The sequence below is a fragment of the Streptomyces sp. NPDC058678 genome (assembly GCF_042714835.1).
Classification (GTDB): Bacteria; Actinomycetota; Actinomycetes; order Streptomycetales; family Streptomycetaceae; genus Streptomyces.
On sequence record NZ_JBHXSG010000008.1, the window covers coordinates 152,526 to 168,475 of the forward strand.

General features: G+C 67.6%; 13 protein-coding genes. 7 read left to right on the forward strand and 6 right to left on the reverse strand.

What is annotated here, in order from left to right:
• Positions 1-129: 129 nt before the first annotated feature.
• The 6 genes from rsmG to rpmH form a co-directional block, all read right to left on the reverse strand.
• Positions 130-846 carry a 16S rRNA (guanine(527)-N(7))-methyltransferase RsmG gene (gene rsmG / locus ACFWWR_RS10950; protein WP_383862289.1) on the reverse strand — a complete coding sequence of 239 codons (717 nt, stop codon included), beginning with the start codon at positions 844-846 and terminating at the stop codon, positions 130-132.
• 126 nt (positions 847-972) lie between these two features.
• Positions 973-1,485, reverse strand: a complete 513-nt coding sequence (locus tag ACFWWR_RS10955; protein WP_383862286.1) for a protein jag — start codon at positions 1,483-1,485, stop codon at positions 973-975.
• A 15-nt stretch (positions 1,486-1,500) separates the two neighbouring features.
• A complete protein-coding gene (gene yidC / locus ACFWWR_RS10960) occupies positions 1,501-2,751 on the reverse strand; it encodes a membrane protein insertase YidC (protein WP_383862283.1) in 1,251 nt (416 codons plus the stop codon).
• Positions 2,752-2,754: 3 nt separating this feature from the next.
• Positions 2,755-3,108 (reverse strand): membrane protein insertion efficiency factor YidD, encoded by a 354-nt coding sequence (gene yidD, locus ACFWWR_RS10965; protein WP_383862280.1) that lies wholly within the window; start codon positions 3,106-3,108, stop codon positions 2,755-2,757.
• Positions 3,105-3,476, reverse strand: coding sequence for a ribonuclease P protein component (gene rnpA, locus ACFWWR_RS10970; protein WP_383862277.1), 372 nt, complete (start codon positions 3,474-3,476; stop codon positions 3,105-3,107). The genes yidD and rnpA overlap by 4 nt, the downstream gene beginning before the upstream one ends.
• A gap of 21 nt (positions 3,477-3,497) precedes the next feature.
• Positions 3,498-3,635, reverse strand: coding sequence for a 50S ribosomal protein L34 (gene rpmH / locus ACFWWR_RS10975; RefSeq protein ID WP_006381191.1), 138 nt, complete (start codon positions 3,633-3,635; stop codon positions 3,498-3,500).
• 372 nt (positions 3,636-4,007) lie between these two features.
• Here rpmH and dnaA point away from each other — a divergent pair, with 372 nt between their 5' ends.
• The 7 genes from dnaA (at position 4,008) to gyrA (ending at position 15,935) form a co-directional block, all read left to right on the forward strand.
• Positions 4,008-5,960: a chromosomal replication initiator protein DnaA gene (dnaA, locus tag ACFWWR_RS10980; protein WP_383862274.1), complete on the forward strand. Its 1,953-nt coding sequence runs from the start codon at positions 4,008-4,010 to the stop codon at positions 5,958-5,960.
• Positions 5,961-6,903: 943 nt separating this feature from the next.
• On the forward strand, positions 6,904-8,034 hold the full coding sequence (gene dnaN / locus ACFWWR_RS10985) for a DNA polymerase III subunit beta (protein WP_383862271.1): 1,131 nt from the start codon (positions 6,904-6,906) through the stop codon (positions 8,032-8,034).
• A gap of 157 nt (positions 8,035-8,191) precedes the next feature.
• A complete protein-coding gene (gene gnd / locus ACFWWR_RS10990; protein ID WP_383862268.1) occupies positions 8,192-9,067 on the forward strand; it encodes a phosphogluconate dehydrogenase (NAD(+)-dependent, decarboxylating) in 876 nt (291 codons plus the stop codon).
• Between the two features lie 91 nt (positions 9,068-9,158).
• On the forward strand, positions 9,159-10,280 hold the full coding sequence (gene recF, locus ACFWWR_RS10995; RefSeq protein WP_383862265.1) for a DNA replication/repair protein RecF: 1,122 nt from the start codon (positions 9,159-9,161) through the stop codon (positions 10,278-10,280).
• Entirely contained in the window at positions 10,277-10,813 is a 537-nt protein-coding gene (locus tag ACFWWR_RS11000; protein WP_384302879.1) for a DUF721 domain-containing protein, read from the forward strand. Before recF ends, ACFWWR_RS11000 begins: the two co-directional genes overlap by 4 nt.
• A 409-nt stretch (positions 10,814-11,222) precedes the next feature.
• Positions 11,223-13,298 (forward strand): DNA topoisomerase (ATP-hydrolyzing) subunit B, encoded by a 2,076-nt coding sequence (gene gyrB / locus ACFWWR_RS11005; protein WP_383862260.1) that lies wholly within the window; start codon positions 11,223-11,225, stop codon positions 13,296-13,298.
• Between the two features lie 42 nt (positions 13,299-13,340).
• Positions 13,341-15,935: a DNA gyrase subunit A gene (gyrA, locus tag ACFWWR_RS11010; RefSeq protein WP_383862258.1), complete on the forward strand. Its 2,595-nt coding sequence runs from the start codon at positions 13,341-13,343 to the stop codon at positions 15,933-15,935.
• Positions 15,936-15,950 lie beyond the last annotated feature (15 nt).

Sequence of the window (15,950 nt, forward strand, 5' to 3'; positions counted from 1 at the left end):
AAACACGATGCCGAGCACCCTTCGCAGGATGCGCACGACACTCCGAAGTGCGTACTTTTGACAGCCTTAATACGTGCCGCTGGTCATCACAACGGATCAATAAACGGAGGAGCGTGGCGCCGCCCTGGATCAACGACGTCGACGCGCTCGCCCTGTCCGGGCCGCCTTCGCCCGCTTCGCAGCGAAGCGCACACCGCCCGGGCTCTCGCCGACCTCGACCCGTACGACCGTGGACAACGGATCCACGACGCCCTCACCGACGTGCAGGATGGACGTCTCCACAGCACCGAGCTTGCTCAGTGCCGTCGACGCACTCTTGAGCTCCTCCTCAGCGGTGTCACCCTTGAGGGCGAGCATCTCCCCGTAGGGACGCAGCAGGGGAATGCCCCAGGTCGCCAGCCGGTCCAGCGGAGCCACGGCCCGTGCCGTCACCACATGCACGGGTGTGAGCTTTCCCATGACCTCCTCGGCCCGTCCACGGACGACGGTCACATGGTCCAGGCCCAGCAGCTCCACGACCTCCGCCAGGAAGTTCGTACGCCGTAGCAGGGGCTCCAGCAGCGTGATCTTGAGGTCTTCCCTGACCAGCGCCAGGGGGATGCCGGGCAGGCCGGCGCCCGAGCCGACATCGCACACCGTCACCCCCTCGGGGACGACCTCCGAGAGCACCGCGCAGTTCAGCAGGTGCCGCTCCCACAGGCGAGGCACCTCGCGCGGACCGATCAGACCGCGCTGCACGCCCGCCTCGGCGAGCAGCTCCGCGTATCGCACCGCGTCGGCGAAGCGATCACCGAACACCTCGCGGGCACGCTCGGGCGCGGGGGGAAGCTCCGCTGCCTCCGTCACGGGGGACCGTCCTTCCGTACCGCGTGGGCGCACCGGGCGCCGACGCCAGAACCACCAGAACTATCAGGCTGACAAAGTCCGGCCCCGTCTGCGCAACAGACGGGGCCGGAGGAACGTACGGACCGATCAGGCGGGAAGCACGACGACGAAGCGCTGCGGCTCCTCGCCCTCGGACTCGCTGCGCAGGCCGGCGGTCTTGATCGCGTCGTGCACGACCTTGCGCTCGAACGGCGTCATCGGCTTCAGCTTCACGGGCTCGCCCGAGCTCCTGACCTCGGCCGCGGCCTTGGCACCCAGCTCGGAGAGTTCCTCACGCTTCCTGGCGCGGTAGCCCGCGATGTCCAGCATCAGTCGGCTGCGGTCCCCGGTCTCCCGGTGCACGGCCAGGCGGGTGAGCTCCTGCAGGGCTTCCAGCACCTCGCCGTCGCGGCCGACCAGCTTCTGCAGGTCGCGGCCGCCCGCGTCACTGATGATCGATACAGCGGCGCGGTCGGCCTCGACGTCCATGTCGATGTCACCGTCGAGGTCGGCGATGTCGAGCAGACCCTCGAGGTAGTCCGCCGCGATCTCGCCCTCCTGCTCGAGGCGGGTCAGGGTGTCTGCACCCTCGGCAGCGGCGGAGGTGGTGCCTTCCGTCACGGGATGGACTCCTTCTTACTTCTTGGACGGGGACTTGGGCCGCTGCGGGCCCTTGCGCTGTCCGGACTGGGCCTTGCTGCGGGTACCGCCGGGCTTCTTGGCCGCGGCGGGCTTGGCGTCCTCGGGCTCGTCGGACTTGATCAGCGACGGGCCCTCGCCGGCCGCCTTGGCAGTGCCGGACTGGCGCTGCGACTTGCTCTGCCGCTTCGGCTGCTGCCGCTTGGGAGCGGCGGCGCTCGTCGAGGTACCGTCCTCGGTCTGTTCGGCGACCTGGGTCTCGCCCTTCACCACCGTGCCGTCGGCCTGGGCCGAGAAGCCCGCCTTGTTCAGGCCGTTGATGAACTTGCGCTCGAACTCGTTGCGGTCGCGGCCCTTGGCCACGATGGCCTTGACGATGGCCTTCTCACCGCGGCCACGCGTCTTGCCGTGGTGCGTGACGTGCTTGTACAGGCGCTCCAGGTACGCGGCCTGTGCCTTCGAACCCGGAGTCGGGTTGTTGCGGATGACGTACATCTGCTGGCCCATGGTCCACACGTTGGTGGTCAGCCAGTAGACGAGGACACCGACCGGGAAGTTGATGCCGAAGACGGCGAACATGACGGGGAAGACGTACATCAGCATCTTCTGCTGCTGCATGAACGGTGTCTTCACCGTGGTGTCGACGTTCTTCGTCATGAGCTGGCGCTGCGTGTAGAACTGCGACGCCGACATCAGGACGATCATGATCGCGGTGACGACACGGACGTCGGTCAGCGTGGCACCGAGCGCCTGCACCTTGTCCGCGCTGTCGGTGAACTTCGCGGCCAGCGGGGCGCCGACGATGTGCGCCTTACGGGCACTGGCGAGCAGCGGCTCATCGATGAAGCCGATCGTCTTGCCCGTCGCGATGCTGTTCAGCACGTGGTACAGAGCGAAGAAGAACGGGGACTGCGCCAGGATGGGAAGGCACGAGGAGAGCGGGTTGGTGCCCGTCTCCTTGTACAGCTTCATCATCTCTTCGGACTGGCGCTGCTTGTCGTTCTTGTAGCGCTCCTGGATCTTCTTCATCTCGGGCTGCAGCGTCTGCATCGCCCGGGTCGCCTTGATCTGCTTCACGAAGAGCGGGATCAGGCAGATACGGATCAGGATCACCAGGGACACGATGGACAGGCCCCAGGCCCACCCGGTGTCATCGCCGAAGAGGGCGCCGTACACCTTGTGGAACTGGACGATGACCCAGGAGACAGGTGTCGTGATGAAGCTGAAGAAGCTGGCAATCGTGTCCACTAATCATGCTCCTTGGGCATGGGACGGGGTCTCTGCGGCCGGGCTCGTAAGAGCCTGCCCCTCGGTGGCCGGTTCGGCGGAGGAGGGCCCGCCCTTGCGTGGACGCCAGGCGCCACGCAGCATTTCGTGCCACCGCGGACGCTTGCGCGGCGGGACATGGTCCACACCGCCCAGCGACCACGGATTGCACCGCAGGATGCGCCAGGCCGTGAGTCCTGTGCCCTTGATCGCACCATGCCGGTCGATGGCCTGGTACCCGTAGTGGGAGCACGACGGGTAGTACTTGCACACCGGCCCGAGCAGCGGGCTGATGGTCCACTGGTACAGCTTGATCAGCGCCAGCAGCGGGTACTTCATCGCGCGCCCCCTCCCAGCAGCCGCTCCAGGGCGGCATCCAGGTCTTGGGCCAGTTGTGCATGATCGACGTCGCCCGCACCGGGCAACGCTCGTACGACTACCAGGCTACCGGGGGGCAGGAGGGCGACTCGATCGCGCATCAGGTGGCGAAGCCTGCGCTTCACCTTGTTACGCACCACCGCACCGCCCACGGCTTTGCTCACGACGAAACCCGCACGCGTCGGGGGAGCGCTCTCCCCAGGCGCGTGCGGGTTCGTTGCACCGCTACGAAGATGGACGACGAGAGTCGGGCGTCCTGCCCGACGGCCCCGTCGTACTGCGGTCGCGAAGTCCTCGCGCCGCCTCAGCCGGTTCTCGGTGGGCAGCACGATGTCATGACCTGACCGGGATCAGGCGGACAGGCTGGCGCGACCCTTGCCACGACGGTTCGCGAGAATCGCGCGGCCGGCACGGGTACGCATCCGCAGGCGGAAGCCGTGGGTCTTGGCGCGGCGACGGTTGTTCGGCTGGAAGGTGCGCTTGCTCACTCGGGGGCTCCAGAAATAAATCGGGGTTTTCGGGGTGCCGTCCTGGCTGTCACCGTGCGCCCACGAGTAGCTCGCGTCACGCCCGAGTGCACCGCTGACCGATCACCCAAATGATCTGTGCCCATCGGAGGCAGGCGGCAGCAGCCATCGACAACTCGACCTCGTTACGGTACGCGCGGCTGCGCCATCCGGTCAAACCAGCGGTCACCAGGAGACACTATCCACAGGCTGGGGACAACAACTTGAACCGCAGCCGTCGCCCTGACTACCGTGGCTGGACTCCGATTCGTTCCCTTGTAACTGCCCCACCCCATTTGAATCCCGACCCGTCCCGAACCACACGTTCGTGGGACCCGTGAGAGAGCGTGCCCTGTGGCTGACGTACCTGCCGATCTTGCCGCAGTGTGGCCACGAGTACTGGAGCAGCTCCTCGGTGAAGGGCGCGGGCAGGGGGTCGAAAGCAAGGACGAACACTGGATCCGACGCTGCCAGCCGCTCGCGCTCGTGGCGGACACCGCCCTGCTCGCCGTACCGAACGAATTTGCGAAGGGCGTGCTCGAAGGCCGCCTCGCTCCTGTCGTCAGCGAAACGCTGAGCCGCGAGTGCGGGCGTCCGATCCGCATCGCGATCACCGTCGACGACTCCGCCGGCGAACCCCCGCCGAGCCCTCCGCCCCGGCCCCAGCCTCGCTACGAGGAGTCCGAACTCCCCTCCGGCCAGTACGAGAGCTACGGCCGCCACCGCGCCGACGACCAAAGGCCGGGCCGCTCCGAGCAGCACGGCCCCCAGGGCGACCACAATTCCCGGCCGGACCAGCTCCCGACCGCTCGCCCCGCCTATCCGTCGGAGTACCAGCGCCCCGAGCCCGGCGCCTGGCCGCGCCCACAGCAGGACGAGTACAGCTGGCAGCAGCAGCGACTCGGCTTCCCCGAGCGCGACCCGTACGCCTCGCCGTCCCAGGACAACTACGGCCCGCCGTCACAGGACTCGTACGGCGCTCCTTCCCAGGACTCCTACGGGGCCCCCTCCACGGACTCGTACTCCCAGGACTACCGCCCGCAGTCCATGGAGCGCCCGCCGTACGACACCCACCGCCCCGACTACGACCAGCGACCGGACTACGGTCGCCACCGCGCCGACGAGGACCAGCGCGACGCCCGCCGAGAACGGCCGGAGCCGTCCGGTTCCGGGCATGTGCACCGCGGCGGTCCCGTCGGTTCGCGTCTGCCCACCACCGGTGCCCCCGGCCCGCTGGCCGCACAGCCCGCGCCCGCGACCGGTCCGGGCGAGCCGACCGCACGACTGAACCCGAAGTACCTCTTCGACACGTTCGTCATCGGCGCCTCCAACCGCTTCGCGCACGCGGCAGCGGTGGCCGTCGCCGAGGCGCCCGCGAAGGCGTACAACCCCCTCTTCATCTACGGGGAGTCGGGACTCGGCAAAACGCATCTGCTGCACGCGATCGGGCACTATGCCCGCAGCCTCTACCCGGGCACGCGCGTCCGCTATGTGAGCTCGGAGGAGTTCACCAACGAGTTCATCAACTCCATCCGCGACGGCAAGGGCGACAGCTTCCGCAAGCGCTACCGCGAGATGGACATCCTGCTCGTCGACGACATCCAGTTCCTGGCGGACAAGGAGTCGACGCAGGAGGAGTTCTTCCACACCTTCAACACGCTCCACAACGCCAACAAGCAGATCGTCCTGTCCAGCGACCGGCCGCCCAAGCAGCTGGTGACCCTGGAGGACCGGCTGAGGAACCGTTTCGAGTGGGGCCTGATCACCGACGTCCAGCCGCCCGAGCTGGAGACCCGTATCGCCATCCTTCGTAAGAAGGCGGTCCAGGAGCAGCTCAACGCCCCGCCGGAGGTGCTGGAGTTCATCGCCTCCCGGATCTCGCGCAACATCCGCGAACTGGAGGGCGCGCTGATCCGGGTGACGGCGTTCGCGTCGCTCAACCGGCAGCCCGTGGACCTGGGCCTCACGGAGATCGTCCTCAAGGACCTCATCCCCGGCGGCGAGGACTCCGCCCCCGAGATCACCTCCACGGCCATCATGGGCGCGACCGCCGACTACTTCGGCCTCACGGTCGAGGACCTGTGCGGCACCTCGCGCGGGCGCGCGCTGGTGACCGCCCGCCAGATCGCCATGTACCTGTGCCGCGAGCTGACGGATCTCTCCCTGCCGAAGATCGGCGCGCTGTTCGGCGGCCGCGACCACACGACGGTCATGCACGCGGACCGCAAGATCCGTAATCTCATGGCCGAACGCCGCTCCATCTACAACCAGGTCACCGAGCTGACGAACCGCATCAAGAACGGCTGACAGAGCCGCTCGTACGCCTCTGAGGGCGCCCCGGGACGTGTTCCCGAGGGCGCCCTCGGTCGTTTCAGAGTCCTGAGCCGGGTCTGACGGACTCCGAGCCGGGGCTTATCGGAGTCCGAGCTGGGTCCGACCGGAGTCCGAGCGCGTCCGGAGCGAGATCCGCTGTTCGAATACCTGCCGAGTTACGGTCTCTCTCCACAGATCCGGCGACTTTCTTCCGTCCACATCCTGGGGACTGGGAAGTTGTCCAGATCGTGTCCACAGGGGACTCCGGTGAAAGACCATCAGGCCAGGTCAGGTGCCTGTGGATTGGTGGACGAACGATCTCCACAGACTGTGGACGGCGAAATGATCCACAGCCTGTGCATCGAGTTGTCCACCGGCCGCCCACAGGCTGAGGCCGGTTGTCCCCAGCGATCCCCAGCTTCTCCACACCGCTGTCCACTGTTCGGCAACGTGACGCGCCTCCTCACCGTGTCGAGTGAAAGGCGTCACACGAAGGTGCCGGGTTGGCCTGTGGGAAACGTGGGTAAAGCTGGGGACGGTGCTGGGGAGAAGTAGCCCGAGGCTGTGCATGGAGTGTGCAGAACTTTCCGTTCTCCACAGAACAGCCCGGTTGTCCACCGCCGTCACCCACAGGGCCAGTGGACAAAATTCCTGCCCTGAGCTGGGAAAACGGGGTTATCCACGGTATCCACAGGCCCTACTACTACTCCCAACTAGAGAGAGCTGGGAATCCGTTTCGAAGTGGGTCCTGTGCACAACTCGCTGTCCGGCTCCCGACTGCCCCTCGTCACGACTTGACCCCGAGAGGCACCTACTGTCAGTGCCGTGCGTCAGACTGTTCCCCGGTGTCCTTCCCGTCACAGGGACCGACGACACCGAGACAGACGACGAAGCCAGGCAGGCCGAGAAGCGCCGGCAACAGCAGGAGGCGGCAACAGTGAAGATCCGGGTGGAACGCGACGTACTCGCGGAGGCAGTGGCCTGGGCGGCACGCAGCCTCCCGGCCCGGCCGCCGGCGCCTGTCCTCGCCGGCCTTCTCCTGAAGGCCGAGAACGGCCAGCTGAGCCTGTCCAGCTTCGACTACGAGGTCTCGGCACGGGTGTCCGTGGAGACGGAGGTCGAGGAGGAGGGCACGGTGCTGGTCTCCGGCCGTCTCCTCGCCGACATCTGCCGCGCTCTCCCCAACCGCCCGGTGGAGATTTCCACAGACGGTGTACGGGCCACGGTGGTCTGCGGCTCCTCCCGGTTCACACTCCACACACTGCCTGTGGAGGAGTACCCGGCCCTGCCGCAGATGCCGAATGCCACGGGCACCGTCCCCGGCGAGGTCTTCGCCGCGGCCGCCGCCCAGGTCGCCATCGCCGCCGGCCGTGACGACACGCTGCCCGTCCTCACCGGTGTCCGCATCGAGATCGAGGGCGACACGGTCACGCTGGCGTCCACCGACCGCTACCGCTTCGCGGTCCGTGAGTTCCTGTGGAAGCCGGAGAACCCGGAGGCGTCCGCGGTCGCCCTGGTGCCCGCCAAGACGCTCCTGGACACCGCCAAGGCCCTCACGAGCGGCGACAGCGTCATCCTGGCGCTGTCCGGCGGGGGCTCCGGCGAGGGGCTGATCGGTTTCGAGGGCGCAGGCCGTCGCACGACCACGCGTCTGCTGGAGGGCGACCTCCCGAAGTACCGCTCGCTGTTCCCGACCGAGTTCAACAGCGTCGCCGTGATCGAGACCGCCCCCTTCGTGGAGGCCGTCAAGCGTGTGGCCCTCGTCGCGGAGCGCAACACTCCGGTGCGGCTCAGCTTCGAGCAGGGCGTGCTGATCCTGGAGGCCGGTTCCAGCGACGACGCACAGGCTGTGGAGCGGGTCGACGCCCAGCTGGAGGGCGACGACGTGTCGATCGCCTTCAACCCGACCTTCCTCCTGGACGGCCTGAGCGCCATCGACTCCCCCGTGGCCCAGCTGTCCTTCACCACGTCCACGAAGCCGGCGCTGCTCAGCGGCAAGCCGGCCCTGGACGCCGAGGCGGACGAGGCCTACAAGTACCTGATCATGCCGGTGCGCCTCAGCGGCTGACCGGGCCCGTCAGAGAACCGCAGGTCGGGGTATGCGTCTGAGCGCGTATGCCCACAGATGTGCGCGAGCGTCCGGGTTTAGGCTCGGACACAGGTACGAAAGTGCCGCGGTACGTATGTGCCGTCACGTCACGTCGCAAAAACCTAAGGAACAACTGATGGAGCTCGGTCTCGTCGGCCTCGGCAAGATGGGCGGCAACATGCGCGAGCGGATCCGCCGCGCAGGCCACACCGTCATCGGATACGACCGCAACCCGGACGTCGCCGATGTCCACAGCCTCTCCGAGCTTGTGGGCAAGCTCAAGGGCCCGCGGGTGGTCTGGGTGATGGTTCCGGCCGGTGCCGCGACCCAGTCGACCGTCGACGAGCTCGCGGAGCTGCTGGAGCCCGGTGACGTCGTCGTGGACGGCGGGAACTCCCGCTGGACGGACGACGAGAAGCACGCTGAGGAGCTGGCCGCCAAGGGCATCGGTTTCGTCGACTGCGGTGTCTCCGGCGGCGTCTGGGGCCTGGAGAACGGCTACGCGCTGATGTACGGCGGCGACGCGGAGAACGTCGCCAAGGTGCGGCCGGTCTTCGACGCCCTCAAGCCGGAGGGCGACCTGGGCGCGGTGCACGCCGGCAAGGTCGGTGCAGGCCACTTCGCGAAGATGGTCCACAACGGCATCGAGTACGCGATGATGCAGGCCTATGCCGAGGGCTGGGAGCTCCTGGAGAAGGTCGACTCCGTGACCGACGTACGGGAGGTCTTCCGCTCCTGGCAGGAGGGCACGGTCATTCGCTCCTGGCTCCTCGACCTCGCGGTGAACGCCCTCGACGAGGACGAGCACCTGGACAGGCTGAAGGGTTTTGCACAGGACTCCGGCGAGGGACGCTGGACTGTGGAAGCCGCCATCGACAACGCCGTGCCGCTGCCCGCGATCACGGCCTCCCTCTTCGCGCGGTTCGCGTCGCGCCAGGAGGACTCGCCGCAGATGAAGATGGTCGCCGCGCTGCGGAACCAGTTCGGCGGCCACGCGGTCGAGAAGAAGTAATCCACAGGGCTGCACAGCAGTCCACAGCTGCAGTCCACGAGCTGCGGTCCGGAAGTCGCAGTCCACGAGTTGGGGGAGGTCGCGCACGACCATGCACGTCACGCATCTGTCGCTGGCCGACTTCCGCTCGTACGCCCGGGTCGAACTTCCGCTCGACCCGGGCGTCACCGCTCTCGTCGGCCCGAACGGGCAGGGCAAGACGAACCTGGTCGAGGCCATCGGCTACCTCGCCACCCTCGGCAGCCACCGGGTTTCCTCGGACGCCCCCCTGGTCCGCATGGGCGCCGACCGCGCGGTGATCCGGGCGCAGGTCAAGCAGGGCGAGCGGCAGCAGCTGGTCGAACTGGAGCTGAACCCGGGCCGGGCCAATCGGGCCCGTATCAACAGGTCCTCGCAGGTCAGACCTCGTGACGTGCTCGGGATCGTACGGACTGTGCTGTTCGCGCCCGAGGACCTTGCGTTGGTCAAGGGTGATCCCGGTGAGCGGCGCCGGTTCCTCGACGAGCTGATCACGGCCCGCTCGCCGCGTATGGGCGGCGTCCGTTCCGATTACGAACGCGTTCTCAGGCAGCGCAACACGCTGCTGAAGTCGGCCGCGCTCGCCCGTCGGCACGGCGGCCGTTCCATGGACCTGTCCACCCTCGACGTCTGGGACCAGCATCTCGCGCGCGTGGGTGCCGAGCTGCTCGCGCAGCGCCTCGACCTGATCGCGGCGATCCAGCCGCTCGCCGACAAGGCGTACGAGCAGCTGGCCCCCGGCGGCGGCCCGGTCGCCCTGGAGTACAAGCCCTCCGCGCCGGGTGAGGCGCACACGCGCGAAAACCTCTACGAACAGCTCATGGCCGCGCTGGCCGAGGCGCGCAAGCAGGAGATCGAGCGCGGGGTGACCCTCGTGGGGCCGCACCGGGACGAACTGCTGCTCAAGCTCGGCCAGTTGCCCGCGAAGGGGTACGCCTCGCACGGCGAGTCGTGGTCGTACGCGCTGGCGTTGCGGCTGGCGTCGTACGACCTGCTCAGGGCGGAGGGCAACGAGCCCGTGCTCGTCCTGGACGACGTGTTCGCCGAGTTGGACACCCGTCGCCGTGAACGCCTGGCCGAGTTGGTCGCGCCGGGCGAGCAGGTCCTGGTGACGGCCGCGGTCGACGACGACGTACCGCACGTTTTGGCGGGGACGCGGTACACCGTGTCGGACGGGACGGTGGAGCGCGCATGAGCACCGAAAACGGGCCGGCCCCCGGCAAGCAGCCCGAACCCTCCGGCGTCGACCTCGCGCGCGTGGCGTTGCGCGCGGCGAAAGAGCAGGCACGCGCGCGTGGGGACGCGGTACAGCAGAAGAAGCAGGCGCGTCGCGGCGGTCTGCGCTCCGGCGCTCGCGCCGATGGACGCGACCCCATGGCGCTGGGCGCAGCGATCAACCGTCTGATCACCGAACGCGGCTGGGAGGCGCCGGCCGCGGTGGGCGGGGTGATGGGCCGCTGGCCGCAGATCGTCGGCGAGGACCTGGCCAAACACTGCGAACCGGAGAAGTACGACGAGGACGAGCGGGTCCTGATCGTCCGCTGCGACTCCACGGCGTGGGCGACGAACCTGCGCCTGCTCGCCCCGCAGCTGGTCGCGCGGCTGAACGAGGACCTGGGCCAGGGCGCGGTGAAGCTGATCAAGGTGCAGGGCCCCGGCGGTCCCCCGCGCCGCTACGGCCCGCTGCGCGCCCCCGGCAGCACGGGACCGGGCGACACCTACGGGTGACGGACGCGCCCTCGGACCACCGGCCGCACCCTCGGCGAGCGGCCGTATCCAAGAGTGATTGACCTCACAACCGCAGGTCCCACGTGATCCCTCCGCGTCGCTGCACGCGGATGCGAATCCCGACCTGACTCCCAAGTAGCCACGGGTTGACAGCCCGAAGCGCTGAGTGCCTGCGTGAGCCTCTTTGAGCCCCGTTCCGTATATGGGGACCCGGCGGAGACCGGTTGAGGGCGGCACATGCGGACTCAGGTACCGGCAAACCCCCATCACCGTCGGCGCTACCGGTAGACTGGAAGCTAATCCCGCCCCGAACGTGGGGACCGTCCGGGAAAAGCTGAGCAACGCTGAACAAGGCTTACCAACGCAACATGCCGCAGCCGCTCCGGCAACCCGCCGACGAGCCCGGCTCGTGCTGTGCCAGAAAGGGCGCTTCGTGGCCGATTCCGGCAACCCCAACGAGAACATCCTGTCCACCGAGGCCCCGGCCACAGGCGCCGAGGCCTCAGCAGTGGCCACGGCGTACGACGCCAGCGCCATCACCGTCCTCGAGGGCCTGGACGCGGTCCGCAAGCGACCCGGTATGTACATCGGCTCGACCGGCGAGCGCGGACTTCACCACCTCGTGTACGAGGTCGTCGACAACTCGGTCGACGAGGCGCTGGCCGGCCACGCGGACACCATCGACGTGACGATCCTCGCCGACGGCGGCGTCCGTGTCGTCGACAACGGCCGCGGCATCCCGGTGGGCATCGTCGCCTCCGAGGGCAAGCCGGCCCTCGAGGTCGTGCTGACCGTGCTGCACGCGGGCGGCAAGTTCGGCGGCGGCGGCTACGCGGTCTCCGGTGGTCTGCACGGCGTGGGTGTCTCCGTCGTGAACGCGCTGTCCTCGAAGGTCGCCGTCGAGGTCAAGACCGACGGGTTCCGCCACACGCAGGACTACAAGATGGGCGTCCCCACGGCGCCGTTGGTCAAGCACGAGGCCACCGCGGAGACCGGCACATCGGTCACCTTCTGGGCCGACAGCGACATCTTCGAGACCACGGAGTACTCCTTCGAGACGCTCTCGCGGCGTTTCCAGGAGATGGCGTTCCTCAACAAGGGCTTGACGATCAAGCTCACCGACGAGCGCGAGTCGGCGAAGGCGACCTCCGGGGCGGACGAGGCGGGCGCGGACGAGACCGCCGACGTCAAGACCGTCACGTACCACTACGAGGGCGGCATCGTCGACTTCGTGAAGTACCTCAACTCCCGCAAGGGAGAGGCGGTGCACCCGACGGTGATCGACCTCGAGGCCGAGGACAAGGACAAGAGCCTCTCCCTCGAAGTCGCGATGCAGTGGAACAGCGGTTACACGGAGGGCGTCTACTCCTTCGCGAACATCATCCACACGCACGAGGGCGGTACGCACGAAGAGGGCTTCCGCTCGGCGCTCACCAACCTGATCAACAAGTACGCGCGCGACAAGAAGCTGCTGCGCGAGAAGGACGACAACCTCACGGGTGACGACATCCGCGAGGGTCTGACGGCGATCATCTCGGTGAAGCTCAGCGAGCCGCAGTTCGAGGGCCAGACCAAGACCAAGCTGGGCAACACGGAGGCCAAGACCTTCGTCCAGAAGGCGGTCTACGAGCACCTGAACGACTGGCTGGACCGCAACCCGAACGAGGCGGCGGACATCGTCCGCAAGGGCATTCAGGCGGCCACCGCGCGCGTGGCGGCCCGCAAGGCCCGGGATCTCACTCGGCGCAAGGGCCTCCTCGAGACGGCCTCCCTGCCGGGCAAGCTCTCCGACTGCCAGTCGAACGACCCCATCAAGTGCGAGATCTTCATCGTCGAGGGTGACTCCGCCGGTGGCTCGGCCAAGTCCGGCCGCAACCCGGAGTACCAGGCGATCCTCCCGATCCGCGGCAAGATCCTGAACGTGGAGAAGGCCAGGATCGACAAGATCCTGCAGAACCAGGAGATCCAGGCGCTGATCTCGGCGTTCGGTACCGGAGTCCACGAGGACTTCGACATCGAGAAGCTGCGCTATCACAAGATCATCCTGATGGCGGACGCCGACGTCGACGGCCAGCACATCAACACCCTGCTGCTGACCTTCCTGTTCCGCTTCATGCGGCCGCTGGTCGAGGCCGGGCACGTGTTCCTGTCGCGTCCCCCGCTCTACAAGATCAAGTGGGGCAAGGACGACTTCGAGTACGCGTACTCCGACCGTGAGCGCGACGCCCTGATCGAACTCGGCCGCCAGAACGGCAAGCGCATCAGGGACGACTCGGTGCAGCGCTTCAAGGGTCTCGGTGAGATGAACGCCGAGGAGCTGCGCATCACGACGATGGACCAGGAGCACCGCGTCCTCGGCCAGGTCACCCTCGACGACGCCGCCCAGGCCGACGACCTGTTCTCGGTCCTCATGGGCGAGGACGTGGAGGCGCGCCGCCAGTTCATCCAGCGCAACGCCAAGGACGTCCGCTTCCTCGACATCTGAGTCGGTCTCAGCTGACCGCACCAGGAAGGATCTTCACCAGCAATGGCCGACGAGAACACCCCCCTCATCCCCGAAGCGGGCGGCGAGATCGCCCAGCGTGTCGAGCCCGTCGGGCTCGAGACGGAGATGCAGCGCTCGTACCTCGACTACGCGATGTCCGTCATCGTCTCGCGTGCGCTTCCCGACGTCCGGGACGGTCTCAAGCCCGTCCACCGCCGCGTCCTGTACGCCATGTACGACGGCGGCTACCGGCCCGAGAAGGGCTTCTACAAGTGCGCCCGTGTCGTCGGCGACGTCATGGGCAACTACCACCCGCACGGTGACTCCTCGATCTATGACGCGCTGGTCCGCCTGGCGCAGCCGTGGTCGATGCGGATGCCGCTGGTGGACTCCAACGGCAACTTCGGCTCACCGGGCAACGACCCCGCGGCCGCCATGCGGTACACCGAGTGCAAGCTGGCGCCGCTGTCGATGGAGATGGTCCGTGACATCGACGAGGAGACCGTCGACTTCACGGACAACTACGACGGCCGCTCCCAGGAGCCGACCGTCCTGCCGGCCCGCTTCCCGAACCTGCTGATCAACGGCTCGGCCGGTATCGCGGTGGGCATGGCGACCAACATTCCGCCGCACAACCTGCGGGAGGTGGCGGCCGGCGCCCAGTGGTGCCTGGAGAACCCGGAGGCCACGCACGAGGAGCTGCTCGACGCCCTGATCGAGCGCATCAAGGGTCCCGACTTCCCGACCGGCGCCCTGGTGGTGGGCCGTAAGGGCATCGAGGAGGCCTACCGCACGGGCCGCGGCTCGATCACCATGCGCGCGGTCGTCGAGGTCGAGGAGATCCAGAACCGCCAGTGCCTGGTGATCACGGAGCTGCCCTTCCAGGTCAACCCCGACAACCTCGCGCAGAAGATCGCCGACCTGGTGAAGGACGGCAAGGTCGGCGGCATCGCGGACGTCCGCGACGAGACGTCGTCCCGTACGGGCCAGCGTCTGGTCATCGTCCTGAAGAGGGACGCGGTCGCCAAGGTCGTACTGAACAACCTCTACAAGCACACCGAACTGCAGTCGAACTTCAGCGCCAACATGCTGGCGCTGGTCGACGGTGTGCCGCGCACGCTCTCGCTGGACGCGTTCATCCGTCACTGGGTGACGCACCAGATCGAGGTCATCGTCCGGCGTACGAAGTTCCGGCTGCGCAAGGCCGAGGAGCGGGCGCACATCCTGCGCGGTCTGCTGAAGGCCCTGGACGCCATCGACGAGGTCATCGCGCTGATCCGGCGCAGTGACACCGTCGAGATCGCGCGCACGGGCCTGATGGAGCTCCTGGAGATCGACGAGATCCAGGCGAACGCCATCCTGGAGATGCAGCTGCGCCGACTGGCCGCCCTGGAGCGCCAGAAGATCATCCAGGAGCACGACGAGCTCCTCGCGAAGATCACCGAGTACAACGCGATCCTCGCCTCCCCGGTCCGCCAGCGCGGCATCGTCAGCGCGGAACTCGCCGCGATCGTCGAGAAGTTCGGCGACGACCGCAAGACCATGCTGGTGCCCTACGACGGCGACATGTCCATGGAGGACCTGATCGCCGAGGAGGACATCGTCGTCACGGTCACGCGCGGCGGCTACGTCAAGCGCACCAAGACCGTCGACTACCGCGCCCAGAAGCGCGGCGGCAAGGGCGTGCGCGGCGCGAAGCTCAAGGAAGACGACATCGTCGACCACTTCTTCGTGTCGACCACCCACCACTGGCTGCTGTTCTTCACCAACAAGGGCCGGGTCTACCGGGCGAAGGCGTACGAGCTTCCCGACGCCGGGCGTGACGCGCGTGGACAGCACGTGGCCAACCTGCTGGCCTTCCAGCCGGACGAGGCGATCGCCGAGATTCTCGCGATCCGCACCTACGAGGTGGCGCCGTACCTGGTGCTGGCCACGAAGGGCGGCCTGGTGAAGAAGACGCCTCTGAAGGATTACGATTCGCCGCGTTCCGGTGGCGTCATCGCGATCAACCTCCGTGAGACAGAGGCCGGTTCGGACGACGAACTGATCGGAGCCGAACTCGTTTCGGCAGAGGACGATCTGCTTCTGATCAGCAAGAAGGCCCAGTCGATCAGGTTCACCGCGACGGACGACGCACTGCGTCCGATGGGGCGTGCCACCTCGGGTGTCAAGGGCATGAGCTTCCGCGAGGGCGACGAGCTGCTCTCGATGAATGTTGTTCGACCCGGTACGTTCGTGTTCACTGCTACAGACGGTGGGTACGCGAAGCGGACCGCCGTCGACGAGTACCGCGTCCAGGGTCGCGGCGGCCTCGGCATCAAGGCCGCCAAGATCGTCGAGGATCGTGGATCGCTCGTCGGTGCGCTGGTGGTCGAGGAGACCGACGAGATCCTCGCCATCACACTGTCGGGCGGCGTGATTCGTACGCGAGTCAGCGGAGTCAGGGAGACGGGCCGTGACACCATGGGCGTCCAACTGATCAACCTGGGCAAGCGCGATGCCGTGGTCGGTATCGCACGTAACGCCGAGGCGGGGCGCGAGGCGGAGGAAGTCGACGGCGACGTGGCCGTGGACGAGACCGCCGAGGTTGCCGCGGTCATCGGCACGGACGAGGGTGAGGCGCCCTCGGCCGAGTAGCACGAGGAGTGAGTC